This is a genomic window from Gilliamella sp. Gris3-2 (genome assembly GCF_001690345.1).
GTDB classification, from domain to species: Bacteria; Pseudomonadota; Gammaproteobacteria; order Enterobacterales; family Orbaceae; genus Gilliamella; species Gilliamella bombi.
The window spans coordinates 44,910-71,568 of sequence record NZ_LZHB01000028.1 but is presented as its reverse complement, the minus strand read 5'-3'; the positions used below and the strand labels follow the sequence as shown (position 1 = coordinate 71,568).

The 26,659-nt window shown below is 33.6% G+C and carries 28 protein-coding genes and 1 pseudogene; 21 read left to right on the top strand and 8 right to left on the bottom strand.

The features are described 5' to 3' along the window. Nucleotides 1-24: 24 nt before the first annotated feature. Together luxS and A9G32_RS05090 are read left to right on the top strand one after the other, a co-directional pair. Entirely contained in the window at nucleotides 25-543 is a 519-nt protein-coding gene (gene luxS / locus A9G32_RS05095; protein WP_065589299.1) for an S-ribosylhomocysteine lyase, read from the top strand. A 9-nt stretch (nucleotides 544-552) separates the two neighbouring features. After that, nucleotides 553-741, top strand: a complete 189-nt coding sequence (locus A9G32_RS05090; RefSeq protein WP_034914162.1) for a 2-hydroxymuconate tautomerase — start codon at nucleotides 553-555, stop codon at nucleotides 739-741. A 181-nt stretch (nucleotides 742-922) separates the two neighbouring features. Here A9G32_RS05090 and ribA read toward each other — a convergent pair whose 3' ends face one another. Next, nucleotides 923-1,534, bottom strand: a complete 612-nt coding sequence (ribA, locus tag A9G32_RS05085) for a GTP cyclohydrolase II (protein WP_065589300.1) — start codon at nucleotides 1,532-1,534, stop codon at nucleotides 923-925. A gap of 106 nt (nucleotides 1,535-1,640) precedes the next feature. Here ribA and A9G32_RS05080 point away from each other — a divergent pair, with 106 nt between their 5' ends. The 6 genes from A9G32_RS05080 (at nucleotide 1,641) to A9G32_RS05055 (ending at nucleotide 7,345) form a co-directional block, all read left to right on the top strand. Next, entirely contained in the window at nucleotides 1,641-2,360 is a 720-nt protein-coding gene (locus A9G32_RS05080; RefSeq protein WP_065589301.1) for a phosphatase PAP2 family protein, read from the top strand. A gap of 162 nt (nucleotides 2,361-2,522) precedes the next feature. Beyond that, nucleotides 2,523-2,828, top strand: coding sequence for a LapA family protein (locus tag A9G32_RS05075; protein WP_034914045.1), 306 nt, complete (start codon nucleotides 2,523-2,525; stop codon nucleotides 2,826-2,828). A 12-nt stretch (nucleotides 2,829-2,840) separates the two neighbouring features. Continuing rightward, nucleotides 2,841-4,010, top strand: coding sequence for a lipopolysaccharide assembly protein LapB (gene lapB / locus A9G32_RS05070; RefSeq protein WP_065589302.1), 1,170 nt, complete (start codon nucleotides 2,841-2,843; stop codon nucleotides 4,008-4,010). A gap of 22 nt (nucleotides 4,011-4,032) precedes the next feature. After that, nucleotides 4,033-4,818, top strand: a complete 786-nt coding sequence (locus tag A9G32_RS05065) for a YchF/TatD family DNA exonuclease (RefSeq protein WP_065589303.1) — start codon at nucleotides 4,033-4,035, stop codon at nucleotides 4,816-4,818. Then, the gene (locus A9G32_RS05060) at nucleotides 4,808-5,920 is read left to right on the top strand and encodes a ribosomal protein uL16 3-hydroxylase (protein ID WP_065589304.1); all 1,113 of its coding nucleotides are present in this window, start codon (nucleotides 4,808-4,810) and stop codon (nucleotides 5,918-5,920) included. The genes A9G32_RS05065 and A9G32_RS05060 overlap by 11 nt, the downstream gene beginning before the upstream one ends. A gap of 183 nt (nucleotides 5,921-6,103) precedes the next feature. Further along, nucleotides 6,104-7,345 carry an MFS transporter gene (locus A9G32_RS05055; protein WP_065589305.1) on the top strand — a complete coding sequence of 414 codons (1,242 nt, stop codon included), beginning with the start codon at nucleotides 6,104-6,106 and terminating at the stop codon, nucleotides 7,343-7,345. 75 nt (nucleotides 7,346-7,420) lie between these two features. Here the strand turns inward: A9G32_RS05055 and A9G32_RS05050 are convergent, their stop codons facing one another. From A9G32_RS05050 to A9G32_RS05035, 4 genes are all read right to left on the bottom strand, one after another. After that, nucleotides 7,421-7,861 carry a hypothetical protein gene (locus A9G32_RS05050; RefSeq protein WP_065589306.1) on the bottom strand — a complete coding sequence of 147 codons (441 nt, stop codon included), beginning with the start codon at nucleotides 7,859-7,861 and terminating at the stop codon, nucleotides 7,421-7,423. Between the two features lie 188 nt (nucleotides 7,862-8,049). After that, nucleotides 8,050-8,583, bottom strand: a complete 534-nt coding sequence (locus A9G32_RS05045; protein WP_141672656.1) for a protein K — start codon at nucleotides 8,581-8,583, stop codon at nucleotides 8,050-8,052. Nucleotides 8,584-8,794: 211 nt separating this feature from the next. Then, on the bottom strand, nucleotides 8,795-9,457 hold the full coding sequence (locus A9G32_RS05040; protein ID WP_141672657.1) for a hypothetical protein: 663 nt from the start codon (nucleotides 9,455-9,457) through the stop codon (nucleotides 8,795-8,797). A 135-nt stretch (nucleotides 9,458-9,592) separates the two neighbouring features. After that, on the bottom strand, nucleotides 9,593-10,480 hold the full coding sequence (locus A9G32_RS05035; RefSeq protein ID WP_065589309.1) for an SDR family oxidoreductase: 888 nt from the start codon (nucleotides 10,478-10,480) through the stop codon (nucleotides 9,593-9,595). Nucleotides 10,481-11,518: 1,038 nt separating this feature from the next. Between A9G32_RS05035 and ilvG the strand changes: the two genes are divergently transcribed. The 5 genes from ilvG (at nucleotide 11,519) to ilvA (ending at nucleotide 18,031) form a co-directional block, all read left to right on the top strand. Beyond that, nucleotides 11,519-13,195, top strand: coding sequence for an acetolactate synthase 2 catalytic subunit (gene ilvG, locus A9G32_RS05030; RefSeq protein WP_065589310.1), 1,677 nt, complete (start codon nucleotides 11,519-11,521; stop codon nucleotides 13,193-13,195). Nucleotides 13,196-13,198: 3 nt separating this feature from the next. Next, on the top strand, nucleotides 13,199-13,429 hold the full coding sequence (gene ilvM / locus A9G32_RS05025; RefSeq protein ID WP_065575606.1) for an acetolactate synthase 2 small subunit: 231 nt from the start codon (nucleotides 13,199-13,201) through the stop codon (nucleotides 13,427-13,429). Between the two features lie 167 nt (nucleotides 13,430-13,596). After that, nucleotides 13,597-14,526 (top strand): branched-chain amino acid transaminase, encoded by a 930-nt coding sequence (locus A9G32_RS05020; protein ID WP_065589311.1) that lies wholly within the window; start codon nucleotides 13,597-13,599, stop codon nucleotides 14,524-14,526. 116 nt (nucleotides 14,527-14,642) lie between these two features. Next, nucleotides 14,643-16,493 (top strand): dihydroxy-acid dehydratase, encoded by a 1,851-nt coding sequence (ilvD, locus tag A9G32_RS05015; protein WP_065589312.1) that lies wholly within the window; start codon nucleotides 14,643-14,645, stop codon nucleotides 16,491-16,493. A gap of 2 nt (nucleotides 16,494-16,495) precedes the next feature. After that, a complete protein-coding gene (gene ilvA / locus A9G32_RS05010; RefSeq protein ID WP_065589313.1) occupies nucleotides 16,496-18,031 on the top strand; it encodes a threonine ammonia-lyase, biosynthetic in 1,536 nt (511 codons plus the stop codon). A 450-nt stretch (nucleotides 18,032-18,481) separates the two neighbouring features. Here the strand turns inward: ilvA and A9G32_RS05005 are convergent, their stop codons facing one another. Further along, on the bottom strand, nucleotides 18,482-18,886 hold the full coding sequence (locus A9G32_RS05005; RefSeq protein WP_065589314.1) for a helix-turn-helix domain-containing protein: 405 nt from the start codon (nucleotides 18,884-18,886) through the stop codon (nucleotides 18,482-18,484). Nucleotides 18,887-19,030: 144 nt separating this feature from the next. After that, on the bottom strand, nucleotides 19,031-19,504 hold the full coding sequence (gene radC / locus A9G32_RS05000) for a RadC family protein (protein WP_081296755.1): 474 nt from the start codon (nucleotides 19,502-19,504) through the stop codon (nucleotides 19,031-19,033). An 89-nt stretch (nucleotides 19,505-19,593) separates the two neighbouring features. On the opposite strand from radC, the gene A9G32_RS04995 reads away from it, so the two are divergent. From A9G32_RS04995 to A9G32_RS04970, 7 genes and pseudogenes are all read left to right on the top strand, one after another. Then, nucleotides 19,594-20,100 (top strand): helix-turn-helix transcriptional regulator, encoded by a 507-nt coding sequence (locus A9G32_RS04995; RefSeq protein ID WP_065589315.1) that lies wholly within the window; start codon nucleotides 19,594-19,596, stop codon nucleotides 20,098-20,100. Next, nucleotides 20,097-20,204: pseudogene (locus tag A9G32_RS13580) on the top strand (WYL domain-containing protein); the annotation flags it as partial. The gene A9G32_RS04995 and the pseudogene A9G32_RS13580, both read left to right, overlap by 4 nt. Before the next feature lie 39 nt (nucleotides 20,205-20,243). Beyond that, nucleotides 20,244-20,573: a helix-turn-helix transcriptional regulator gene (locus tag A9G32_RS04990; RefSeq protein WP_065589316.1), complete on the top strand. Its 330-nt coding sequence runs from the start codon at nucleotides 20,244-20,246 to the stop codon at nucleotides 20,571-20,573. Nucleotides 20,574-20,782: 209 nt separating this feature from the next. Further along, nucleotides 20,783-21,091, top strand: a complete 309-nt coding sequence (locus A9G32_RS04985) for a hypothetical protein (RefSeq protein ID WP_065589317.1) — start codon at nucleotides 20,783-20,785, stop codon at nucleotides 21,089-21,091. A 17-nt stretch (nucleotides 21,092-21,108) separates the two neighbouring features. Continuing rightward, the gene (locus A9G32_RS04980; RefSeq protein WP_065589318.1) at nucleotides 21,109-21,435 is read left to right on the top strand and encodes a hypothetical protein; all 327 of its coding nucleotides are present in this window, start codon (nucleotides 21,109-21,111) and stop codon (nucleotides 21,433-21,435) included. 63 nt (nucleotides 21,436-21,498) lie between these two features. Further along, nucleotides 21,499-22,185 (top strand): hypothetical protein, encoded by a 687-nt coding sequence (locus A9G32_RS04975; RefSeq protein ID WP_065589319.1) that lies wholly within the window; start codon nucleotides 21,499-21,501, stop codon nucleotides 22,183-22,185. A 153-nt stretch (nucleotides 22,186-22,338) separates the two neighbouring features. Next, nucleotides 22,339-22,956, top strand: coding sequence for a hypothetical protein (locus A9G32_RS04970; RefSeq protein ID WP_065589320.1), 618 nt, complete (start codon nucleotides 22,339-22,341; stop codon nucleotides 22,954-22,956). A 78-nt stretch (nucleotides 22,957-23,034) separates the two neighbouring features. On the opposite strand, the gene A9G32_RS04965 is transcribed toward A9G32_RS04970, so the two are convergent. Beyond that, entirely contained in the window at nucleotides 23,035-23,553 is a 519-nt protein-coding gene (locus tag A9G32_RS04965) for a hypothetical protein (protein ID WP_141672659.1), read from the bottom strand. Nucleotides 23,554-24,043: 490 nt separating this feature from the next. On the opposite strand from A9G32_RS04965, the gene mutS reads away from it, so the two are divergent. Continuing rightward, entirely contained in the window at nucleotides 24,044-26,602 is a 2,559-nt protein-coding gene (gene mutS, locus A9G32_RS04960) for a DNA mismatch repair protein MutS (protein WP_065589322.1), read from the top strand. Nucleotides 26,603-26,659 lie beyond the last annotated feature (57 nt).

The window sequence follows — 26,659 nt, the reverse complement described above, 5'->3', positions numbered from 1 at the left end:
TTATCAAATAACAAGGAGGAAATTATGCCTTTACTAGACAGTTTTAAAGTTGATCACACAAAAATGAAAGCACCCTTTGTGCGAATTGCAAAAACAATGGTGACCCCAAAAGGTGACAGCATTACTGTGTTTGATCTACGCTTTACCATTCCAAATAAAGACAACCTTCCAGAAAAAGGAATTCATACATTAGAACATTTATTTGCTGGTTTTATGCGCGATCATCTTAACAGTGATAAAGTTGAAATAATCGATATTTCACCAATGGGATGTCGTACAGGCTTTTATATGAGCTTAATTGGCAAGCCCAATGAAGCACTAGTTGTAGATGCATGGCTAAAATCAATGCATAACGTATTAAATGTAAAATCACAAAATCAGATTCCTGAATTGAATGAGTATCAATGTGGTACCTATGAAATGCACTCATTAGATGAAGCTAAAGCCATTGCTGAACAAATTATAAAATCTAGCATTAGCATATGCCATAACGATGAAATCGCATTAACTGATGAACAACTTGCCCAAATTAATAATCACTAGGAGATATCTATGCCTAATGTCGTTATAGATTTTTTAGAAGGCCGCACTATAGAGCAAAAAAGAGAAATGGCAAAACGCGTAACTAATGCCATCGTTGAAACCCTTAACTGTAAACCAGAAGCAGTACAAATCATAATGCACGAATTATCTAAAGATCAGATTGCTAATGGTGGTGTGCTACGCAGCGATAAAAATTGATTTTAAAGGTGCCAAATAATTGGCAATTATCACATAAACCTAAATTAAAATTTTTCTCTTATTATCAAGTAACAAAAAACTCAAAATAATATTTTCTATTTTGAGTTTTTATTTCAACATTTTTACTATTTTGGATAAATTCAATTACAAACCAATAAGTTCTCTTAGTTAACTTAAATTTTTAGTGATTGCAATTATAGTGATGCAAATGAAGTAAGTGTCCCATTTTATTTGCTTTTGTTTCTAGATAATGCTCATTGTTTGGATTTCCACCAACTTCCAATGGCACCCGTTGTATAATTTTAATTCCTGATTGTTCAAGCACTCGTATTTTCTCGGGATTGTTGGTTAATAAGCGAATTTGTGATACGCCTAATAAAGTCAGCATATCTGCGCATAGAGTAAAATCTCGTTCATCTGCTGCAAACCCCAATTGCTCATTAGCTTCAACCGTATCCAAGCCTTGATCTTGTAGCGCATAAGCTCTGATTTTATTCAATAAACCAATATTGCGTCCTTCTTGCCGGTGATAAATTAAAATCCCTTTATCCTCCTTTGCAATTTGTTTTAAGGCTGCTTCTAACTGAAAACCACAATCACAGCGTAAGCTAAAAAGCGCATCGCCTGTTAAGCATTCAGAATGAATTCTTGTGAGAACTGGTGTATCGCCAGATATATCACCAAATACTAATGCGGCATGATCCTTTTTTGTTGCAATTTCTTCAAATCCAACAATAATGAAACACCCCCAAGGCGTCGGCAATTTCGCTTGTGCAACACGTTTTAATTGCATTATTATCTCCGTTTTCAATAACGATAAATAAGATTTTATAAAAATAAATTTATCTTCTATGCTAAAATATTAAGCAAAAGCAATTTATACTTAATTGAGTTTATAAATGAGGTTAGTAATAAAAAAAACAATAGTCTTATTGGCTATTTTCTTAGCTGTTCCTTTTACTATTATAGCCATAAATTGGCATTGGCAACCAGCAACCTTAAATAATACATCTAAATGTTTATTTTTAATAACTGAAACAGCAAGTTTTCCTTGGGGAATTATCACCTCAACAATTCTATTCATTGTATTTTGTCTGCTATTACCCCAAAAAACAAAAAAAAGAATCATATTATTATGGTTACTTCTTGTTAGCGCAATATTAAGTGGGCAAATAATTAAAAGCCTTTTAAAATCACAAACCGCTGAATCACGGCCTTATGTACTTTGGATGGCTCAGGAATATAATATTAGTGATCAACAATTTTATTCGAAATCAGGTTCAGAAAGAAAAAAAATTATTCATCAATTATTTAACAATTCATCAACAATCCCTAGTTGGTTATCAGGCCACTGGCAAAATGAAACGGGATATGCTTTTCCTTCTGGGCATACCTTGTTAGCTGTAACTTGGGCACTATTGGCCTTAATATTACTAAAATTTAGACAGCATTATGTGATAGTATCTTCTATCATTATTTGGTCAATATTAATTGAATTAAGCCGGTTATTATTAGGCATGCATAGTCCTATTGATCTAATAACAAGTATATTAATCGCATGGATAATCTCATTAATTTGCTATTTTTATGCTAGAAAATGGCATATAGTAGACAAATGATTATTAAATATTTTGAGAAAGTGACATTTACAACAAACAATATTATTTTTAGGCAATACAGTTAATAATCTAACTAGCCAAATGCAAAAAGAAATTATAAGAATAGAAGAGTATAATAAACGAAAGAGTTTAACTAAAACAAAAAAAAGAAAGGTCAACATTATGAAATTTGTTATATCAATTTTATTGATAATTATCATCTTTGCCATCTCAATAGCAATAGGATCGGCTAATGATCAAATAGTAACATTCAATTATTTGGTGGCTAAAACTGAAACCCGCTTATCAGTCTTATTAGCTATTTTATTTGGTTCGGGGTTTATTGTTGGTTGGATATTAACCGGTATTTTCTTTCTAAAATCTAAATTACAGCACTCATCAACAAAACGTAAACTAAATAAATTACAAAAAAAATATGATGAAGGCATGGCTAATAATCAGCAAATAAACACAACTAAAACTAATTAAGAATAGGTTACTATGTTTGAACTGTTATTTTTGTTACTTCCTATTGCCGCCGCATACGGTTGGTATATGGGTGACAGAAATGCAAAACAGAAACATCTAAATCAATCTAATCGGCTATCTCGTGAATATGTTGATGGTTTGAATTTTCTTTTATCAAATCAAAAAGACAAAGCTGTCGATCTTTTCTTAGACATGTTAAAAGAAGATGATGGCACACTTGAGGCCCATTTAACATTGGGCAATTTATTTCGCTCTCGAGGCGAAGTTGATCGTGCTATCCGTATTCATCAAGCACTATTAGAAAGTTCATCTTTAACATTCGAACAGAGACTATTAGCTATTCAACAACTAGGTCGAGATTACATGGTTGCAGGATTTTACGATCGTGCTGAAGAGACATTTTTACAATTAATTGATGAAGAAGACTTTCAACAACATGCATTACAACAACTTATCATCATATATCAATCAACCAGTGAATGGATAAATGCCATCAACATGGCAACTAAATTGGTCAAACTTGGTAATGTAAAATACAAAACCGATATTGCACAATTTTATTGTGAATTGGCGTCAATAGCGATTGATAATGATGATCTCGATAAAGCCAATAGCCTATTACAAAAATCAGCAATGGCAGACACTAAATGTGCTCGTACTTCACTCATGTTGGGGCAAGTTCTTATGCTACAAAACAAAACTGAGCAAGCTATCAAATCTTTTAAGCAAATATTACTGCAGGACAAAGCTTTTATTGGCGAAGCATTACCTGCATTAAAAGAGTGTTACCTAAAGCTAAATAATCAATATGAATTTCAAGAATTTTTACAAATATGTGTCGATCAAGATACAGGTAATGTTGCTGAATTAATGCTTGCTGATGTTATCGAAAAAGAAAAAGGTCTAGACACCGCACAATACTATATGTATCGAGAATTACTGAAACACCCTAACTTAAAAGGTTTTTATCGATTAATGAACTATCATGTTGCTGATGCAGAACAAGGTAAAGCTAAAGAAAGCCTTTTACTTTTACGCAACATGGTTGGCGAACAAATAAAAGCGGTACCCAATTATCGATGCCAAAAATGTGGATTCACAGTTAACTCACTCTACTGGTTATGCCCTGCTTGCCGTTCATGGTCAACAATAAAACCTGTTCGTGATTTTGAACAACATTAAGATAAATAAAGAAGAGATTTTTATGTTTTTAATTGATTCTCACTGTCATTTAGATAGTTTAGACTTTAGTACTAAATCCATCAAAGATGTTTTACAAGAAGCTATCAACAATAGCGTTAAACATTGCCTAAGCGTGGCAACAACACTATCTGGCTATGAATCGATGAAACATAAGCTTACACCTTATCAAAATCAATGCTCTTTCTCATGTGGGATTCATCCACTTAATCTTGATGACGAAACCTACGATGCTGAACGCTTTCAAACCTTAGCACAAGAAGATAATGTCATTGCCCTTGGTGAAACAGGACTTGATTATTACTACCAACAAGACAACTTAGAACTACAACAAACTATATTTAAAGAACATATCCGATTAGGGCGAAAGCTAAGCAAACCCATTATTGTCCATACACGTAATGCTAAAGAAGACACTTTAAGAATTTTAAAAGAAGAGCATGTCCACTCTGGTGTTTTGCACTGTTTTACAGAAGATATCGAAACAGCAAAACAACTATTGGATCTTGGTTTTTATATTTCCTTTTCAGGGATTATCACCTTTAAAAATGCCGAGGCCTTACGCGAAGTTGCTAAATATGTTCCACTTGATCGTATTTTGGTCGAAACTGACTCACCTTATCTTGCCCCCGTGCCATATCGAGGTAAAGAAAACCAACCAGCGTATGTTCGTGTAGTTGCACAATATTTATCTGCTTTAAAAGGTGTTTCTTTAGAGGATATAGCCCAAAAAACCACCCATAATTTTTGCCAGTTATTCAATCTTCAAGGAAAATTAAATGAATTATAAATTAACTATTGATTGGGATGATTTTTTAACAAACTATTGGCAAAAAAAAACGGTAATCTTACGCAAAGCATTTGTTAATTTTATTGATCCCATAACACCAGACGAACTAGCTGGTTTAGCGATGGAAGAAGAAATTGATAGCCGAATTGTTTCTAATAAAGATGGTGTTTGGGATGCTAAATTCGGACCATTTACTCAATACGATAACTTAGGTGAAGATCATTGGAGTTTGCTAGTACAAGCCGTTGACCATTGGCATGAACAAGCAGCGACCTTACTTAAACCTTTTAAATGCCTTCCACAATGGCAATTTGATGATCTAATGATTTCTTACGCAACCCAAGGCGCTGGAGTTGGACCTCATATTGATAATTATGATGTATTTATTATTCAAGGCATGGGTAGCAGGCGTTGGCAAGTAGGCAATGGCGATCCAAATTATAAACAATTTAATGCACACAAAGCATTATTACATGTCGAAGAATATCAACCAATCATTGACGAAGAGCTCACCACAGGCGACATTCTATACATTCCAACAGGTTGTCCGCATAATGGTATATCCATTGGAGAATCATTAAGTTATTCCGTTGGCTTTATGACACAAACATCACAACAACTATTAAGTAGCTTTGCTGATTATGTCATTGATAACCTACCAATTAGTGTTTATTATCAAGATCCAGATTTAAAGCTACCTAATGATCCTCATCGCGTTCAACCTTATGAACTAACAAAAGTACAAAATCAAATTATCGACCTAATCAAAACACCTACATTATTTAACGATTGGTTTGGCAAATACATTACTCTACCAATGCACGATCTAAATATTGTACCAGTTGAACCACCATACAATTATGAAGAATTTGAATTATTACTAAAAGCTGGTGCAGAACTAAACCGTGTACTAAGCATTCGAATTTTTAAAGTAGGCAATTTTGGCTATATTCATGGTGAAAAAATTGACTTACCAATGCCTATCATTGATCTACTTTGTGAAACTGAAACACTTAATTACGAACAGTTGCAGGATAAAAACACACTTAAAGTCATGCTTGATCTTGTCAACAAAGGTTATTGGCACTTTGCTGAAGATTAAATAAATCAACTGCCGATAACAAAATCGGCAGATAAAACGACTGTTTAGGGCATTAAGCTTGGCTTTTTACTAGTTTTAAGTATATACTTGCCCCGCTTTAATTTACCCTCCGTTTAATCACAAATTAAACATCATAAAACGCAAATTTTAAGTAACATCTATTTTTAAAAACTAGAGGTATACATGAACACTGAAGCAAACACAGCCTTGCAAGCAGAAAGTGAAAACGAACACACAACCCCGTATCAAAAAAGAACCCTTTTTGCATCCACTGTCGGTTACGCACTTGATGGCATGGATATGATGATTTTAGGTGTATGTTTTAGTCTAATCTCGACCAGCTTTAATCTAACTAAAGCTGATTTAGGAACCTTAACATCAGTAACCTTACTTGGTGCCGTATTAGGCGGTATTTTATTTGGTATCCTTGCCGATAAATATGGTCGAGTAAGAGTCTTTTCATGGACTATTTTAATATTTTCTCTTTTCACAGGGTTATGTGCAATTTCACCTAACTATGAATGCTTTTTAATTTTTCGCTTTTTAAGTGGACTTGGTCTTGGTGGTGAATTTGGAATTGGTATGACTCTAGTTTCAGAAAGCTGGCCTAAAAATAAACGTTCAAGAGCAACATCCATTGTTGCATTAGGCTTTCAAGCTGGTATCATTTTAGCCGCATTAACCGTTAATTTTATTGGTGAAATTTATGGTTGGCGCTGGGCTTTTGCCATGGGAGTACTACCAGCGCTATTTGTTGCTTGGACACGTAAAGGCCTAAAAGAGCCAGAAATCTGGCAAAATTTAAAAGCCCAAAATAAAAATAAAATAGCCATTGGCAAATTATTTAAAAATCCTCGAACCGTAGCAACTACAATAGGGTTAACTATTGCCTGTGCAGTACAAAATTTTGGTTTTTATGGGCTCATGGTTTGGATGCCAAATATGATTGCAACTGAACTCAAATTGCCATTCAAAAATACAATGTTCTGGACCATTTCAACAACAATTGGTATGTCATTAGGGATCTTAATTTTTGGTTGGTTATGTGATAAATTTGGTCGCCGTCCTTCTTATATCCTATTTTTATTCGTTTCGGCAGTTTCAATTTGGTTTTATTTTCATCAAACTGATATGTTTATATTAATCATATTTGGTTCAGCAATTGGCTTTTTTGTAAATGGTATGATGGGCGGATATGGTGCATTGCTTGCTGAACATTACCCAACAGATGCCCGTTCAAGTGCTGAAAATATTATTTTTAATGTAGGTCGAGGAATTGCAGGAATATCGCAAGTTTTAATTGCATATTTAGCTACTGTTTATTCAATTAGCTACGCATTAGCTTTACTGTCTGCTGCTTATTTATTATCAGCGGCTGCATTTGTATTTTTAATACCAGAAACAAAAGGTAAAGAACTAGAATAACTCAAAAAAAACAGGGTAAATCACCCTGTTTTATATCACATTAATAAATTATATCAAAAATTAAAACAAACTACTTTAGTTAGCAGTACAAGAAGCTGGCGTCAATTTAACACTAAACAATTTTTCATCATGAATATAGTAATTATGACTAACGCCATTTGGGAATGCATCCCTAAGTTGTTTAACTTGTGAGCTATTACTACAATAAAGTGTTTTTAGACTTTCTGTCGTCATTTTTTGAGTATCAGGAATTGATACCTCATCTTTTGAACTATCAATTACATATTTATAATTAATTAAATCATTATCTTTAGTTATATCAATCAAATTAGTTTTTGCATCAACTTTAACTGGAAGCATTTTTTTTGCTTCGTTAATAATAGTTTCTTGCAAACGACTTAATTCAGTATTTTTTGAAGAATCACCAACTACTTTATTAGCATCAGATTTTGAATTATCACAACTACAAAGAACCAAGCCTATCAAAATTGCTGACACTGTTTTTAAACTTTTCATTATTATTCCTTTGAGTAAATTTTATAAATTACATATCGACCACTTATTTAAAAAATGGTCGATAAATTGTAAAATATCAGTGAAAAAAGTACATAAAAAATTTACAATTTAAAACAAAAAGTAAGCTTTAATAAGCCCCCACTCATTTAGTGCTGATGGTTTCTAGTATTTTTTAAGTTGATTAATGGTTATTTAGAATCACAATCACTCGGTTTCAAATCAAACGACATAATTTTCTCATTTTCAAGATAATAATTATGACTTACTCCATTTGGGAATATGAGTTTCAACGCTTCAACATTTGGGTCATTACCACAATATAAAGTAACTATCGTTTTTAATACAGATTGCTGATTTTGCTTTAGCAATATCACATCTTTAGGCAAACCTTTCATAATATATTTATAAATAAGTTTATTGTTATCTTTTGATATGTCATTGAACATCGTAAATTTATCAATCACAATGGGTAACTTTTCTTTTATACCTGCAACAACCGAATCTTGAGCAAAACTATAATCACCATCTTTTTGCTCATTAAATTCTTTAATTTTTTCAGGTGTTGATTGAGCAATAATATTTTGTCCTCTTTCAACAATATCCATATTCTCTTGAATACCAGTTCGCTGAGTACCTATAACTTTTGCTTCTGAATTGTTAAAACCAAATAATATTATCCCCATTAACATCACAAATGTTACTTTCATGCCTTTCATATTCATTCATTCCTACCTAAGCTAATTCATCACTACCTGATATCTTTTAAAAGATAAAACTATAAAAATACAAAAACAGTAATAATAATATTAATTAACCTTTAAAAGAGCTGTAAATGAACACTCTTAAGAAAGAGCGTCCAAAATAAAAAGGGCTTCAATCAGCCCTTTTATATTAATAAAATTTAACTAGTTATTCAAATTAATAAAAATATATTTAATCATCATCATCACAATCACTTGGTTTTACATCTACTGAAAATACCTTATCGTCATTGATATAATAATTATGGTTAGCTCCTCTAGGGAATACTAATCTTAAAGTCTTCATGCTAGAATCATCACCACAATAAAACGCAACCAATTTATCCTGTAAATTTTTTTGATTAGTTTTAGCCTGTAATGCATCTTTAGTGATATTATTCACAATATATTTATAATTAATTGCATTGCTATCTGACGATACATCAACTAAAGTTACACTCGAATCAATTGTTGCAGGTAATTTTGTTTTAATCGCCTTGATCATCAAACCTTGAGCAACATTATAATTACCTTCTTCAATCTTATTAAGCATCTCATCTTTTTCTGATTTTGTTTGTTCATACAAATCTTTAGCTTTATCACTAATTGCTGAGCTTACTTGCTTAACTTGGTCTTCAATTTTTGCATTTAATTGGCTAGCCTTATCACCAATTTCTGAGCTTAATTGATTGGCTTTATCGCTAATTTCTGCACCTGTTTGATTAGCCTTGTCACTTACTTCTGAACTTGTTTGTTTGGCTTGTTGTTCAATATCATCAGTTTTTGATTTTGAATTATCACAATTGACTAAAAAAAGCCCTAACACTACTAAAGTGATCACTTTAAAAAGTTTCATTTTTATTCCTTTTTTATTTAATTTTTTAACTACCATGAATTAACTCATAATAACCATTTTATTATAAAAGTTAATTTTATCTAATGTTAATAGTAAAAGAGTTTAAATAAACTCTTTTACTATAACAAATATCAATTAGTTAATATGCATACCACCTGTAACACCATAAGTTTCGCCAGTTGTATAACTTGATTCTTCAGATGCTAAGTGCACATAAACACCAGCAAGTTCAACAGGTTGGCCAGCTCGTTGTAAAGGAGTTTGTTTACCAAATTCAGGAATAGCGTCACTTGGTTGACCACCACAAATTTGTAATGGAGTCCAAACTGGACCTGGGGCAACAGAATTTACACGAATACCTTTATGACCTAATTGTTTAGCTAATCCACGTGTAAATGCAATAATAGCTGTTTTAGTTGAAGCATAATCTAATAAATTACTGCTAGGCTGATAAGCCTGAACAGATGAAGTTGTAATAATGGTTGATCCTGGTTTTAAGTAACCTAAAGCCGCTTTAGTTAACCAAAAAAGCGAAAACACATTAACTTCAAAGGTTTTCTTAATTTGCTCGGTAGTAAGTTCCATAATATCTTCAACAGCAACCTGCTTACCAGCAACCAATGTCAAATTATCCAATCCACCTAATTGATGGTGCGCCTCTTCAACTAATTTTTTACAAAAAGTCTCGTCACTCAAATCACCAGGGATCAATACAGCTTTGCGCCCAGCCGCTTGAATAACCTTAGCAACATCTTCCGCGTCTTTTTGCTCGAAAGGAAGGTAATTTATTGCTACATCAGCACCTTCTTTAGCATAAGCAATCGCTGCCGCCCGACCAATACCAGAATCGCCACCAGTAACAAGCATTTTACGTCCTTCTAAGCGGCCATGGCCTTGATAGCTTTTTTCACCACAATCAGGAGTTGGGGTCATTTCACACTGTAAAGCTGGTGCAACTTGTGTTTGTTTTGGGAACTTATCATGATGATATTTGGTAAGTGGATTATAGATTTGTTTGCTCATAATTTTCTCCTAAGTTAAACATGTATTTGAAAACAAATTCGATATAACTTAAATGAAATCAATTAATAATCACAAAATCCTATTGATAAACCTATTTTAATCTTTAAAATAACTAATTAATTCAATAAATTATATTTACTGACAACAAAAATTAGAATATTCTTTTTTAAACTTAATAGCATTGCTCAATATTATCCCCAAAGATTTTTAAACAAACAAAGTGAGGCTAATAATAAACAAAGGCGGCTTTCTATGATTGGCTTGGTGAGGTCATTGAAATTAGTAAAGCCGAAACCTTAAATATTGCATAATCTTGCACTGAACTAAGTGTATCAAATTAACATATACGAAGCTAGTAAAAGAAAATTTAAAAAACAGATTGCTTTTATTTACAACATATTGATTTTAGATAAATTATTATGATTTTTTTATTATTTATATCGTAGTGATAGTTAACACCATTTAGAAAATTTTTTAAGCTCATTTATCTCATTACTATTTTCCCAATCCGAGGTAGATGTATCTTGTGAAGTTTTTTAGCGTTATCAAAGTTTATTAAAACCAATTTAAAAATAACAAAAATAATTAGTTGCAATATTTTCATACTGATATCATTTTTTAAATATTCGATATTTCTTTATATTACTTATATTTATTTTTTATACACTGACATTGCAAAAACATCAAACCAAATTATTAAAACCGATATTTTTATACTAAAACACAGTGTTTCCTGAAACTTTTTCACAAACTATTTATGCTAAATAGCAAAAGCAATAAAAAACTGTTGCACTTTTTTTAAAAAAGGGTATTTTGTTAAAAATATTTTAAAAAATGATAAAAAGTTAATCATCCAACATTATGAAATTTTCACTCAAAATCGTCCTCATCAATATTATTGTCAGCGTGGTCATTATTCCTGCGCGGGGGCGTTTTTGAATAAAAAATATGTTTATACATAAATCAGAAAACCCCCGCTCCCAAAAAGCGGGGGTTTTTTTATGGTTAATGGATAGGTAAAGTACAAGCGAGGAATAAATGTTAGGAACACAGTGGATAGTAAAAACCTTAAAAGAAAAAGGCGTAACCATCGTTTTTGGATATCCTGGTGGACAAATTATGCCTCTATACGATGCACTTTATGACGGGGGTATTGAACATGTACTATGTCGTCATGAACAAGGTGCTGCCATGGCGGCTATTGGTTACGCTCGTGCAACAGGAAAAACTGGTGTTTGCATTGCCACCTCGGGTCCTGGTGCAACTAACATCATTACAGGTCTTGCTGATGCTTTGATTGATTCTGTTCCGATTGTTGCTATAACTGGTCAAGTACCAACCAAACTTATTGGCACTGATGCCTTTCAAGAAGTTGATGTTTTAGGATTATCTCTTGCTTGCACCAAACACAGTTATTTAATCGATGATGCACACGATTTACCCAATATATTAGAAGAGGCGTTTAACTTAGCCAATTCGGGAAGACCGGGACCAATATTAATTGATGTTCCCAAAGATATACAGCTTGCAAACCTAGATTATCATAACTATTTAACACCATCCTCATTAAAAATTGCACAGAATAAAACTCAACTATACCCAATCTTGCCTGATGATATAAAACAAGCCAAACAAATGATCACCCAAGCCCAAAAACCAATGCTTTACATTGGTGGAGGTGTTGGACTTTCAGGCGCAATATCCGAACTTAGAAACTTTATGGAATTAACACAAATTCCAAGTGTATCAACATTAAAAGGGCTTGGTGTTGCCGATATTAATAATCCCTATTATTTAGGATTAGTCGGCATGCATGGAACAAAAGCAGCCAATTTAGCAGTGCAAGAGTGTGACCTACTAATTGCCCTAGGAGTACGATTTGATGACAGGGTTACCGGCAATCTTAATGAATTTGCACGACATGCTAAAGTACTTCATATTGATATTGATCAAGCTGAAATCAACAAATTACGCCAAAGCCATTTAGGATTACAAGGCGATATAAGGCAAGTTTTACCACGAATAAATCAAACAGTTTCAATTGATAAATGGCATAAAAAAATTAATCAATTAAAAGCACAACATCCAACTCGCTATGATCACCCCGGTGAAGCTATTTATGCACCAACTTTATTAAAAACTATCTCTGAGCGAAAATCAGCTAATACTATTGTCACTACCGATGTGGGACAACACCAAATGTGGACAGCACAACATATGTGCTTTAATCACCCTCAAAACTTTATTACATCAAGTGGGCTTGGCACAATGGGATTTGGTTTACCATCGGCCGTTGGCGCACAAATGGCAAGACCCAATGACTGTGTAATTTGTGTATCAGGTGATGGATCTTTCATGATGAATGTCCAAGAATTAGCCACTATAAAACGTAAAAAATTGCCAATAAAAATCGTATTAATTGATAACCAACGCCTAGGTATGGTTCGCCAATGGCAAGAATTATTTTTTAACGAAAGATACAGCGAAACAAATTTATCAGATAATCCCGACTTTTTAATGCTAGCTAAAGCATTTGATATACCTGGGCAAACTATCAACAAAAAGTCACAAATCGATACTGCGCTCGATAACCTATTTAATTCAAAAGGTGCTTATCTTTTACATGTATGCATAGATGAATTAGAAAACGTATGGCCACTGGTACCACCTGGAGCAGCAAACGAAAACATGCTAGATAGAAGTTGTGAGGAGTAAGCAATGAACGAACAAACACAATACCAATTAGTCATAAAAGCTTATGACAAATTGGGGGCACTTGAACGTATATTACGGGTTATCCGTCATCGGGGTGGTCATATTAAATCAATGCAAATGCAAACGGTTGAAAACAACATACTAATTATGACATTAATATTAACCACCGAAAGAGCGTTTTCGACACTACAAAATCAAGTATCAAAATTAGAAGATGTAATAGTAATTGAGTAATAATAATCTCAAACAACTTATTATTAAATAATAAGTTAAATCAAAGATGGTAAATAATTTAACAGTTAAATAAACAAATAAGTGTAGTATAATGCTTGACCGTTAAAGCAAAAATACCGAAAGCAAAGTACATACTTAACAAATTAAAAAATAAAGAGGGAAACAAAATGAGTTCTACAGCAAAATCTGATTATATTTGGTTGAATGGTGACATGATTCCATGGGCAGATGCAAAAGTTCATGTAATGTCACATGCTTTACATTATGGAACTTCAGTATTTGAAGGTGTACGTTGTTATGACACCCATAAAGGTCCTGCCATTTTTCGCCACAAAGAACATGCACAACGGCTGTTAAATTCAGCAAAAATTTATCGTTTCCCTGTACCTTATTCTCTTGATGAAATCATGGAAGCTACACGTCAAACCATTAAAAAAAATAATTTAAAAAGCGCTTATATTCGCCCATTAGTCTTTATTGGTGATGTGGGTATGGGCGTTAACCCACGTGAGGGCTATAAAACCGATGTTATGATAGCTGCATTTCCATGGGGGGCTTATCTAGGCGAAGAAGCATTAGACAAAGGTATTGATGCAATGGTCTCATCTTGGCATCGCGTTGCATCAAATACAATTCCTGCCGCAGCTAAAGCAGGTGGTAACTATTTATCATCATTATTAATTGGTTCTGAAGCGAGAGCAAATGGCTTCCAAGAAGGTATTGCGTTAGATGTTCATGGTCACTTATCTGAAGGTGCTGGTGAAAATCTCTTTATTATTAAAGATGGCATTTTATACACTCCGGTTTTATCGTCATCGGCACTACCCGGTATTACACGTGATGCAGTATTAACGCTAGCACGTGATATTGGTATTGAAGTGCGAGAACAAACACTATCACGCGAATCACTTTATCTGGCAGATGAAGTCTTTATGACAGGTACTGCAGCTGAAATCACACCTGTGCGCAGTGTTGACCGCATCCAAGTTGGCATTGGCCGTTGTGGTCCAATCACCAAACAAATCCAACAAACATTCTTTGGTTTATTTAATGGTAAAACTGAAGATAAATATGGTTGGTTAGATCTTGTTAAATAATAAATAAAACCAAAAATCCGCCAACTATGTTGGCGGATGACTTTTTAACTTGGTGATTAATATTAAAAACTACAAACCGTTAAACACGGTTACTTGCATAAAATTGGGAGCAGGAAATGCCTAAATATCGTTCAGCAACCTCGATCGAGGGTAGAAACATGGCTGGTGCCCGCGCATTATGGCGTGCAACTGGCGTTAAAAATGAAGACTTTGGTAAACCCATCATTGCGGTGGTTAACTCATTCACACAATTTGTACCAGGACATGTCCACTTAAAAGACATTGGACAACTAGTTGCCAAACAAATTGAAGCATCGGGTGGCATTGCCAAAGAGTTCAATACAATCGCAGTTGATGATGGTATTGCCATGGGACATGGTGGAATGCTTTACTCACTTCCTTCAAGAGAACTCATTGCTGATTCTGTCGAGTATATGGTTAATGCACACTGTGCCGACGCCATGATCTGTATTTCTAACTGCGACAAAATCACACCGGGAATGTTAATGGCTTCGCTTCGTTTAAATATCCCAACCATTTTTGTTTCAGGTGGACCGATGGAAGCAGGCAAAACCAAACTATCTGACCAAATCATTAAATTAGACTTAGTTGACGCAATGATTCAAAGTGCTAACCCAAATGTTAGCGACGAAGATAGCAAAACCATCGAAGAATCAGCCTGCCCTACTTGTGGTTCTTGCTCAGGTATGTTTACGGCTAACTCCATGAACTGCTTAACCGAAGCATTAGGACTTTCATTACCGGGCAATGGTTCACTTATTGCCACTCACAAACAACGTGAACAACTTTTTTTAAACGCAGCTAAACGCATTGTTGAAATCACCAAACGTTATTATGAACATGATGATGTATCTTACCTGCCTCGTTCAATTGCAACAAAAGCGGCATATGAAAATGCTATGTCATTAGACATTGCTATGGGTGGCTCAACCAATACCGTATTACATTTGTTAGCCACTGCACAAGAAGGCGAAATCGACTTTACCATGTCAGATATAGATAGATTATCGCGAAAAGTCCCACATTTATGTAAAGTAGCGCCAAGTACAGCGCAATACCATATGGAAGATGTTCACCGAGCTGGTGGCGTTGTGTCAATTATGTCAGAACTAGATAAAGCAGGATTACTAAATCGCAATGTGCACAACGTTTTAGGACTAACATTACAAGAAACTTTCACCAAATACGACATAACTCAAACTACCGACGAAGCAGTAAAAAAAATGTATCGTAGTGGACCTGCAGGCATTCGCACCACTAAAGCTTTTTCACAAGATTGCTATTGGGATTCACTTGACGATGACCGTATAAATGGTTGTATTCGTGATAAAGCTCACGCCTATAGTCAAGACGGTGGACTTGCAACACTCTATGGTAATGTGGCACAAGATGGCGCAATTGTTAAGACCGCAGGCGTTGCTACTGAAAATTTAATTTTCCGAGGCCCAGCAAAAGTATTTGAAAGCCAAGAAGATGCTGTTGATGGCATATTAGGAGGCAAAGTGGTTGAAGGTGATGTCGTTGTCATCATTTATGAAGGACCAAAAGGCGGACCGGGTATGCAAGAGATGCTCTACCCAACCAGTTATTTAAAATCCATGGGTCTAGGCAAAAAATGTGCATTGATAACAGATGGACGTTTTTCTGGTGGTTCCTCTGGCTTATCGATTGGTCATATTTCTCCTGAAGCAGCAAATGGCGGCGTTATAGGTCTTGTTCGTGATGGTGATATTATTGATATTGATATCCCAAATCGTAAATTAGTACTAGATGTCCCAACTTCTGAACTTGAACGTCGACGAGTTGCAGAACTAGAACGAGGTGAAAAAGCATTTACGCCTCATAATCGAGATCGTTACGTCTCATTTGCGCTTAAAGCTTACGCCAGTTTAGCAACAAGCGCAGACAAAGGTGCCGTACGAGATAAAAGTAAATTAGGTGGCTAATTGTGAAACAAGAAAATACTCAACTTACTGGTGCAGATTATTTAAAAGCAACGCTTTGTAGCGCCGTATATGATGTAGCAGAAGTAACTCCACTTGAAAAAATGGAAAAAATATCGGCAAGAATACACAATCAAGTTTTTGTCAAACGCGAAGACCGCCAACTCGTCCACAGCTTCAAAATCCGTGGAGCACAAGCCATGATAGCCAGCTTAAGTGAAGAAGAACGCAAATGCGGCGTTATTGCCGCGTCGGCTGGCAACCATGCGCAAGGAGTGGCTTTTTCGGCTACGAAATTAGGCATCAGTTCTTTAATTGTTATGCCACTAACAACTGCCGATATCAAAGTTGAAGCTGTAAAAAGTTTTGGTGGTGAAGTATTACTTTATGGTGCCAACTTTGACGAAGCCAAAGCCAAAGCAATGGAACTGGCTAAAGAACAAAATCGCATCTTTATTCCACCATTTGATCATCCATTAGTAATTGCTGGGCAAGGCAGTATTGCTATGGAACTATTACAACAAAATGCCAAACTAGACCGTATCTTTGTACCTGTTGGTGGTGGTGGGCTTGCCGCAGGCATTGCAGTATTAATCAAACAAATCATGCCATCAATCAAAGTTATTGCTGTTGAGCCTAAAGACTCAGCTTGCTTAAAAGCTGCATTAGATGCAGGTCACCCTGTTGATTTAGAGCGTGTCGGACTCTTTGCTGAAGGCGTTGCTGTCAAACGAATTGGCGATGAAACATTCAGACTTTGCCAACAATATATTGATGATATTATTACCGTGAATAGCGACGAAATTTGCGCTGCAGTGAAAGACTTATTTGACGATGTACGTGCAATAGCTGAACCATCTGGCGCAGTAGCATTAGCTGGACTAAAAAAATATGTCGATCAGCATAACATCTGTGGTGAAAAACTTGCTCATATACTGTCAGGTGCTAATTTAAACTTCCACAGCTTGCGCTATGTATCAGAACGCTGTGAATTAGGCGAAAAACGTGAAGCGCTATTAGCAGTCACCATCCCAGAAAAGAAAGGTAGTTTTTTAAGTTTCTGTCAGCTATTAGGTGGACGCGCAGTAACCGAATTTAATTACCGCTATCATGATGAAAAATCTGCTTGTATTTTTGTGGGAATAAAAATCTCAAAAAGTGAAGAAAAAGATGAAATTATGCAAGAACTTACTGCTGCAAAATACCCTGTTGTGGATCTAACCGAAGACGAAATGGCAAAACTACATGTACGCTACATGATTGGTGGCAAACCTTGCAAACCGCTTCAAGAACAAGTATACAGTTTTGAGTTCCCTGAATCGCAAGGAGCGTTGCTTAAATTCTTACAAACATTAGGGACTAATTGGAATATATCAATGTTCCACTATCGTAGCCACGGTACCGATTATGGTCGTGTACTTGCCGCATTTGAAATCGACGAATCAACCCTTAACCAGTTTAATCAACACCTAACTGAACTCGATTATGGTTTCCACAACGAAACACATAATCCTTCGCTTAAACTGTTTTTAACTAATTAAGGTTAAAATTAGTAATTACTATTCACCTATAAGGTGGATTAGCGAAGAGTACTTTTTTGTTGTAGTAAGTTTTATTTTTTTGAAAAGCGCTTTTGCTACTCAGTTGCAAAAGCGCAAGAATCGCAGACTTTGTCTTCTATATGCGCTTATGTATTGGTTGATGGCGTTGTAATACTACACCGGATAACTTTATAGCCAATAACGCAGAGGTTATTGCCTTTGTTTTCCTTCATAAAATATTAAATACAGAGTATTACCATATAAATAGTATGGTTTTATTTACCATTAATACCTGTACACGGAAATAACAATAGAGCATCGACGGTAAAAATTACTGTAAAAACGTCAAGGTTATAGCCTATTGAATAATAAAGTTAATTAATTTTAAAAATTTGTTAGCGTACGGTAACTTTTAAGAGGGAATTTCATTGTTTTAGTATATTTTTAGATTTATTTTAAGGTATCTAAAAATAGTATGAATGCTCGTTTCTGTTCTATAGATAATACTCGCCAGTGTTGCAATAAACGAGCGTCAAGGTCATTATGTTGTTTGTCGGTAAATTTCATTTCATAACTTTGTTGCTGTTCCCCAATTTTATTATTTAATACCGAACCGTTAGGATAGGTATCAAAATCAATAAAAAACCAACTTATTGGTGTTTTTAGGTACTCTGCAATTTTAACAAAATGATCGAAGTTAATTTTATTTTCACCTCGTTCATAACGTGCTAATTGTTGCGGAGATAAATTGATTTTTTCGGAAAGTTGAGCAACGGTCAAATCCATTTCTTTACGACGCTGTTGTATTCGTTTACCTACTATTTTATCTGTATTTGACGCTGCTAGTTTTACCATGCTGGGAATATCTAATATAAAAAATCATGGCTATCATTGTCTGAGATTAAAATAATAATTAAATACCTTTTTAGGATTAAAAAAACGAATAAATTCCACTAATAGATTTTTTGGTGTTTTAATCGCCAGATAATCAGCTAAATATCAATTAAACAGATTCATTGAGTTATATTTTGTATTTTCCTTTATTGAAATAACGTTATCTCTAGCAACAATCAAATGATCTAATACAACAACATCGATCAACGCTAATGCATTTTTAATTTTAGAGGTTAATAAAATATCCAATAAACTAGGCTCTTTATCGCCACTTGGATGATTGTGAACCAAAATAATGGCCGTTGCTTGATAATATAATACTTGCTTTACAATTTCTCGAGGATAAACACTTGACTCATTAATTGTGCCACGAAATAGCTCCTCTAGTGCAATAATTCTATTTTGACTATTTAAATACAAAACACAAAACGCTTCATAATCATATAATCCTAAATGAAATATAAAATAATCCTTAACATGATCTATTGTGGATATCTTTTTCCCTACTTGTATATATTTTTTCATGATTTTTTTTGCTTGATCAATTATAGCTAACTCTTTTTGATTGATTATCATCATAAATATCTACTTTGTTATTATTATTGTTTATCTTAATATAAAATAATGACAGATTTTGTCATGTTTAATATCTGAGTAGGAAAATAAAAATGTACGAAAAATCATGGGATTTGTTTGATCTTGCTTTTGAATTACAAAATAGTGCTGAGGGGTTATCATTAGATGAGATCCAACGACGTTATAACGTATCACTACGAACAGCACAACGAATGTGTGCAGGGTTGCGTGATTATTTTCCAAATATGGAAGAGTATTCAACAGACGGACGCTGCAAACGATGGCGGATTTCATCTCAACAGATGAATGCACTTTTTACTTTTTCCCCACAAGAGCTTTCTGCCTTGCAAGCTAGTGTGAATTTTTTACAGCAACATAATTTACACGAGCAAGCCAAATCACTAGTTAGTTTAGAAACAAAGGTTAAAAATTTATTACAATCTAAAAAACGTAAAAGAAGCCTTGAAGATGAAACAGAAGCATTATTGAAAATTGAAGGGTTAGCTTTTCGCCCTGGACCTAGGTTTCATTTAGATGTAGAAATACTCAATACATTACGAACAGCTTTGCTTAATAAAAAACAAATAAAAAACAAATAAAAATAAAATACTACAACAAAAATAGCGGAAAATATAGTCACAACACTTTAGAGCCTTACGGAATTTTATATAGTGAAAGAAATCATTACCTTTTAGCAAGGCACAGCGATAATTATTATGGCCAACAGATCCATCATTTTATTTTGCATAATATAGAAAAAATTAATATTTTAGAACTTAGTTATACAATCCCCAATTCATTTAATTTAACTGATTACTGTCAAGATATGTTTGGTACCTTTAAAGAGGAACCTTTCGATGTGGAGTGGTGTTTTAGTCCTGAAGTAGCAAAAGAAGTTAGACATTATATCTTCCACCCAACTCAAACTATGATAGAAAATAAAGACAAATCAATAACCGTTAAATTTAAAGCAGGCGGTGCCCTTGAAATGTCTTGGTATCTCTATATGTGGGGCAATATGGTGGAAGTTATTAAACCCGTTGATTTTTGGGATTGGTTTGATGAAGAATAACAAAAACACCTCAAATAAATATACTACTCAATAGTAAAAATTATTCTTTTCTATGTCAAATTTTGACATATATCATTATTAATATAATCAAACTTATCATTAATAAAAAATCCATTAATGGATTTTTTATTAATTTAATTCCAGTTATAGACTTATAAAAATAACTAGTCTACAATTGAATTTTTAATATTCATAAAAAAGGAAAAATGATGAAGAAATTACTATATATCTCAATATTAGGGCTTTTTTTAACAGGTTGTGGGGATGGTATGCCGCCTAGCTGTGATAGCAAAGATACAAAAAAGCTATTGAATCAAATAATGGCAAAACAAGGTGGCGGTCAACTTTCTTTTATTAACATTAGCGATCAATTAACACTTAACGAAGATAAAGAACAAAAGAGATACTTATGCCAAGCAAACGTTTCTTTTGGTGGTAATGGAGCATTCCCTGTTAAATATTCTGTATTTTTAGACAAAAAAAATAAAAACCAATTTTTTGTTCAAATTGTTAACTAATAAAAAAGGAGTATAGCATGTCATTACTAGATAAAATAAAAGAACAACAAAATAAAAGCATGTCTTCACACATTAAATATATTAAAGGAGAATATGGACTTGCAAAAACATTTTGGTTGTTTTGGTTTCTTCCTGTCGTTGTTATTACAATTGTTGATATGTTTACACGTTCAAGTTCAGGGTTATTTAATGGCAATATTTTGATTATCATTTGGTCAATAGCCACGTTATTCGCTGTCTATAATACAACCAATGATAATAATAAAAATGTATGGAAAATCATATCATTAATATTTGTAAGTTTAACAGTTATCACTCGAATATTTGCAATTTTTGTTGAATAATTATGAATAAGATCCTACTTAGGATCTTATCGGTTTATTAAATATTATGCTGAAAGGAATAATATGAAAAATAACTTACGCCACTTATTAGTTTTTTGTTGGCTAATTTTTACTACTCTTACCGTTGGTGCTGATACCTCCTATTCTTCAACCAAAACACCTTTATACAAAAATTTGTATTACAATATGCCTAAAAATGAAGTAATGCAGCAATATAGCACTGAACAAGATCCTGACGATCAAAATCAGCTGATAAGTTACAACCAAAGCTTTCTCGGTTTTCAATGGACAATGGTACTGATTTTTAACCAAAATAATCTTTTAGAATCTGTTTATCTTGAAACAGATTCAGACGATAACGGTAATAAATTAGGAACATTACTGACTGCGATAAGCAAGAACTTTTCTATTATTTATGCTACAGATGATTCTAACAATGTTGACTTTGTATCTATCATAAAAGAAAAAGGTCAAAATGCTACTCAAAAAGCTTTTGAAGAATTTTGGCTAGATGCTATTTCTCATTCTACATCGTTAAATATTATAGCTATCAGCAATGATTCTCTACAAGGTGTTTTTGGCAAAGCCAATAATTATATGTCATTACTTCACCGAATACCTGATACAGCAAGACAAGCAGAGCTCATTGTTATATCTGATGAAGATGATAATATCCGTTTAGGTGTAAATTTTACATTGCCTAAAAAACAACTTATAAACTTTCAAAATCAATCAAATGAAGATTTTTAATATTCTTTTCTGATACAAACCTATTTATGGGTACCCAAATATTTTACATATTGGTACCCTAAATTATTTTTACAATAACTAATAGAAATATTAAAAATAACTTTTATAAACTAAAAAATAAAAATATATTTAATGACATAAGGTATATTTAAAATGAGAAAAATCTTCGCAACAATAATCTTTACATTGTCAATATTAATCTTGCCAACTTCAAGTTTTGCAATCACACAACAAAACACCTCTGAACCTAACTACCTATTATGGTTTATTTCGACCGTTGTACTACTTATAATTGCAGCCTATGGGATTTATAAAAGTAACAAGCGCGAAATTACAGTTTTTGCTAACTATACTGATGTCGGATTTGTGATAGCGTCAGTGCTATTACCTGTTGTATTTTTTGTCATTATGCATTGGTTAAATGTATCACCAAACATAACGCTATACGTCTGTATTGCAGCATTTGCTATATTCTTAGTTGCTATCGCCAAAGCAACGTTTTTATATAATAACAATATTCAAGATTTTATATTGGCTTTCTATACAAAGATGTTTATTCCTTTTATCGCAATAACTTGTATTATTATCGCTTTAATAATTTCTATGGCTTTAAAAAGAGAAAAATATGAAAGAAGAACCAAACATTCGCAAAGAGTAACTGGCACGGCATTAGCGGGATTTACATCAGCTTTTTTAATCATAACTTTAGTATTACATAATGATAAATTTGTATCTATTTCAGATTATTTATCGGGAAAAAATGAAGTGTAGGAATTCATCAAGTTGTTTACAGTAACTTGAAAAACTACTACTGTAAACAACGCTAATAAATCCTACAATTTATATTAATTATTTACGTTTATAAATTTTTGTTAAACGACATGTTCCGTTACGATAATTAGAATGATATTCATCTTTAATTAAATCATATTGATATAGTAAAATATCACAGCCTATTCCATACATAAAGCTATGTACAATGTCATAACTTTGTTTTCTCTCGTCATCGTGATAAAAGAATTTATGATTAATATAACGTATTTTTTTTATTGGTCCGCTTCCATCTTCTTGAATATCTATAGAAAAACTAATAGAAGCAAAAGCACCTTTGTTTCGATAAATAGAAAAAAATTTTATTTGAGAAAATAAAAATTCTTTTTTTCCCAATTTAGATGATATAAATGTTATCTTTTCATTATCATAAAATATTTCCAAATGTTCATCTAAAAAATTTTCTGCTATAGCTTGATACATTATACCAATCAACGCTGCAAATAAAAAAGGTAAGAACAAAGGAAAAAGAGACTGAGAGAAACTATTTGTATAACTACACAAACAAGTAAAAAAAATTGCTTGTACTACAATCATTGACCAATAGATTAGGAAAAAGTGAAATATTTTTGATAATTTACTGAATAAAATTGATAATAACGATCCATTGGTTACTTTTGCCCATTTTATTAATTTAAAAGTCTTAACTAATCATAAAAAAGAATTAAATTGTAACTATCTGGTTATTAGTACAAAAATGATGTAAAAAATTATGTTGCAACATGAAGATAAAAACCACATAAAAAAGTACATAATTTAGAATAATGGACTCGTAATGAGTCCAATTTTTTACTTAAATGCAAGCATATCCATTTTACATTAAGCCCCAAATAGCCCTCTGTAATAAACCAATAATCAGTTATAATAAAATTATTATATAAATGATTACATTATACAACTTACATTTATCATAATTTATAATTAAACTAAAAATAAGAACCAGTACGAATTTATGCTTTTTAATGGTTCTTTGTTAGACTAATGAATTTACTTATTACGTTGAAAGATAAAAAAAAGAAAAACCACCATGACTAATAAAGACAATTTTGCCAACCACACCCCAATGATGCAGCAGTATTTAAAACTTAAAGCTGAAAACCCTGATATTTTATTGTTTTATCGTATGGGTGATTTTTATGAGATGTTTTATGATGATGCCAAGCGTGCCTCGCAACTTTTAGATATTTCGCTCACAAAGCGTGGCTCGTCAAATGGTGAACCGATTCCTATGGCGGGAGTGCCTTATCATGCGGTTGAAAGTTATTTAGCAAAATTAATCGCACTAGGGGAATCTGTTGCTATTTGTGAACAGATTGGCGATCCAGCTACTAGTAAAGGACCAGTAGAACGAAAAATTGTCCGTATTGTAACTCCTGGTACAGTAAGTGATGAGCTATTATTAGAAGATCGCAAAGACAATTTACTGGCATCAATTTGGCAATATAAAAATTATTACGGCTATGCCACGCTCGATATCAGTTCAGGACGATTTTATATTTTTGAATGTGACAATTTCGAGGAAATGCAAGCCGAATTACAACGTACAAGTCCTGTCGAATTACTATATCCAGAAGATTTTCAATCCATGCCATTAATTGAAAATAACTCTGGATTGCGCCGTCGCCCACAATGGGACTTTGATCTTGAAACAGCAAAACAACAGCTTAATCTACAATTTGGTACTAATGATTTAATTGGATTTGGTGTGGAAGAGTGTAATTATGCACTTTGTGCAGCTGGCTGTTTGTTACAATATGTAAAAGATACTCAACGCACAGCTCTACCTCATATACGTTCAATTATCAAACAGTCGGCTTATGATTTTATCGTGTTAGATGCCGCAACACGTCGTAATCTAGAAATCACCGAAAACCTATCTGGTGGAACTCAAAATACTGTAGCTGAAATACTTGATAAAACTCAAACACCAATGGGTAGCCGTATGCTTAAACGTTGGTTACATTCACCAATTCGTAATTTGACTATATTACAAAATCGACAACAAGCTATTGGCGAATTACAAAATTATATTGATGAAGTTAATCCATTATTAAAACAAATTGGTGATTTGGAACGTATTTTAGCAAGACTTGCATTACATACGGCTCGACCTCGTGATTTTGCTCGTTTACGTGATGCTTATAATTTATTACCACAATTACAAACACTATTAAGTGGTCTTACTTCACCTGCGTTAATTAGCTTGTGTAAAAAAATAAATCAATTTGACCATATAGCCGAAATATTAAATCAGGCTATTGTCGAAACACCGCCGGTAATTATTCGTGATGGTGGGGTTATTGCTACTGGATATAATGCAGAACTAGACGAACTACGAAGTTTAGCGGATGGTGCAACCAATTATTTAGAACAGTTAGAAATCCGAGAACGTGAAACACTTGGCATTGATACATTAAAAGTTGGATTTAATGCTGTACATGGCTACTATATCCAAATCAGCCGTGGGCAAAGCCATTTGGCACCAATTCATTATACTCGTCGTCAAACACTGAAAAATGTTGAGCGATATATCATCCCCGAACTTAAAGAATACGAAGATAAAGTGCTAACTTCTAAAGGGCGAGCATTAGCACTCGAAAAACAACTTTACGAACAGCTATTTGATCTATTAATGCCCGACTTAGCTAATATGCAAACTAGCGCAGAAGCGATTGCAGAACTTGACGTTTTAACTAATCTTGCCGAGAGAGCATTAACGCTCAATTACCAATGTCCAACATTGTCAACACAAGCAGGTATTGAGATCCAAGACGGACGTCATGTTGTCATTGAACAAGTGCTACAAACACCATTTATTGCAAACTCGCTCTCATTATTACCAAGTAGACGTATGTTAATTATTACGGGTCCAAACATGGGCGGTAAAAGTACTTATATGCGTCAAACTGCTTTAATTGTATTACTGTCTTATATTGGTAGCTTTGTCCCTGCATCAAAAGCAGTAATTGGACCTGTTGATCGCATTTTTACACGTATTGGTGCTTCTGATGATTTGGCATCTGGACGCTCTACTTTTATGGTCGAAATGACCGAAACGGCTAACATTATGCACAATGCAACTCAACAAAGTTTAGTATTAATGGATGAAATTGGTCGAGGAACTTCAACATATGATGGACTTTCATTAGCTTGGGCTTGTGCCGAAAATTTAGCAAATGAAATCAAATCAATGACGCTTTTTGCCACTCATTACTTTGAATTAACCCAATTACCCGAACATATGCAAGGTGTTTATAATATCCACTTTGATGCCATTGAACACGATAATACCGTTGCTTTTATCCACGAAGTATCTGAAGGCGCAGCGAGTAAAAGTTTTGGTATTGCTGTTGCTGGACTTGCCGGTGTGCCTAAGGCAGTACTAAAACGAGCTAAACAAAAATTGAAAGAGCTCGAGATTATTTCAAAACAAACGGCTAACAGTGGCGTTGCTCAATCTCAACTTTCTTTTATCAACGAACCTGAACCTTCGGAAGTTGAAGAAGCGTTAAAACAGATTGATCCTGATGCTCTAACACCAAAACAAGCATTAGAAATTTTATATCAATTAAAAAAGTTGGTGTGATTTAAATAATCACTAATTGTTTTATTGCGATATTATTCTAAAAAAAAACCGCTAGAT

What these genes read in the sequence shown, in the direction of transcription:
- radC (WP_081296755.1), bottom strand. Translation starts at nt 19,504, where the DNA reads ATGATGATAATCAATCAAAAAGAGTTAGCTATAATTGATCAAGCAAAA.
- A9G32_RS05020 (WP_065589311.1), top strand. Translation starts at nt 13,597, where the DNA reads ATGAGTTCTACAGCAAAATCTGATTATATTTGGTTGAATGGTGACATG.
- A9G32_RS04965 (WP_141672659.1), bottom strand. Translation starts at nt 23,553, where the DNA reads ATGATTGTAGTACAAGCAATTTTTTTTACTTGTTTGTGTAGTTATACA.
- A9G32_RS05080 (WP_065589301.1), top strand. Translation starts at nt 1,641, where the DNA reads ATGAGGTTAGTAATAAAAAAAACAATAGTCTTATTGGCTATTTTCTTA.
- A9G32_RS04995 (WP_065589315.1), top strand. Translation starts at nt 19,594, where the DNA reads ATGTACGAAAAATCATGGGATTTGTTTGATCTTGCTTTTGAATTACAA.
- A9G32_RS04980 (WP_065589318.1), top strand. Translation starts at nt 21,109, where the DNA reads ATGTCATTACTAGATAAAATAAAAGAACAACAAAATAAAAGCATGTCT.
- A9G32_RS05090 (WP_034914162.1), top strand. Translation starts at nt 553, where the DNA reads ATGCCTAATGTCGTTATAGATTTTTTAGAAGGCCGCACTATAGAGCAA.
- luxS (WP_065589299.1), top strand. Translation starts at nt 25, where the DNA reads ATGCCTTTACTAGACAGTTTTAAAGTTGATCACACAAAAATGAAAGCA.
- A9G32_RS04975 (WP_065589319.1), top strand. Translation starts at nt 21,499, where the DNA reads ATGAAAAATAACTTACGCCACTTATTAGTTTTTTGTTGGCTAATTTTT.
- ilvD (WP_065589312.1), top strand. Translation starts at nt 14,643, where the DNA reads ATGCCTAAATATCGTTCAGCAACCTCGATCGAGGGTAGAAACATGGCT.
- ribA (WP_065589300.1), bottom strand. Translation starts at nt 1,534, where the DNA reads ATGCAATTAAAACGTGTTGCACAAGCGAAATTGCCGACGCCTTGGGGG.
- ilvM (WP_065575606.1), top strand. Translation starts at nt 13,199, where the DNA reads ATGAACGAACAAACACAATACCAATTAGTCATAAAAGCTTATGACAAA.
- A9G32_RS05055 (WP_065589305.1), top strand. Translation starts at nt 6,104, where the DNA reads ATGAACACTGAAGCAAACACAGCCTTGCAAGCAGAAAGTGAAAACGAA.
- A9G32_RS05035 (WP_065589309.1), bottom strand. Translation starts at nt 10,480, where the DNA reads ATGAGCAAACAAATCTATAATCCACTTACCAAATATCATCATGATAAG.
- A9G32_RS05005 (WP_065589314.1), bottom strand. Translation starts at nt 18,886, where the DNA reads ATGGTAAAACTAGCAGCGTCAAATACAGATAAAATAGTAGGTAAACGA.
- A9G32_RS04985 (WP_065589317.1), top strand. Translation starts at nt 20,783, where the DNA reads ATGAAGAAATTACTATATATCTCAATATTAGGGCTTTTTTTAACAGGT.
- A9G32_RS05045 (WP_141672656.1), bottom strand. Translation starts at nt 8,583, where the DNA reads ATGAATATGAAAGGCATGAAAGTAACATTTGTGATGTTAATGGGGATA.
- A9G32_RS05075 (WP_034914045.1), top strand. Translation starts at nt 2,523, where the DNA reads ATGAAATTTGTTATATCAATTTTATTGATAATTATCATCTTTGCCATC.
- A9G32_RS04970 (WP_065589320.1), top strand. Translation starts at nt 22,339, where the DNA reads ATGAGAAAAATCTTCGCAACAATAATCTTTACATTGTCAATATTAATC.
- ilvG (WP_065589310.1), top strand. Translation starts at nt 11,519, where the DNA reads ATGTTAGGAACACAGTGGATAGTAAAAACCTTAAAAGAAAAAGGCGTA.
- A9G32_RS05060 (WP_065589304.1), top strand. Translation starts at nt 4,808, where the DNA reads ATGAATTATAAATTAACTATTGATTGGGATGATTTTTTAACAAACTAT.
- lapB (WP_065589302.1), top strand. Translation starts at nt 2,841, where the DNA reads ATGTTTGAACTGTTATTTTTGTTACTTCCTATTGCCGCCGCATACGGT.
- mutS (WP_065589322.1), top strand. Translation starts at nt 24,044, where the DNA reads ATGACTAATAAAGACAATTTTGCCAACCACACCCCAATGATGCAGCAG.
- A9G32_RS05040 (WP_141672657.1), bottom strand. Translation starts at nt 9,457, where the DNA reads ATGAAACTTTTTAAAGTGATCACTTTAGTAGTGTTAGGGCTTTTTTTA.
- A9G32_RS05065 (WP_065589303.1), top strand. Translation starts at nt 4,033, where the DNA reads ATGTTTTTAATTGATTCTCACTGTCATTTAGATAGTTTAGACTTTAGT.
- A9G32_RS05050 (WP_065589306.1), bottom strand. Translation starts at nt 7,861, where the DNA reads ATGAAAAGTTTAAAAACAGTGTCAGCAATTTTGATAGGCTTGGTTCTT.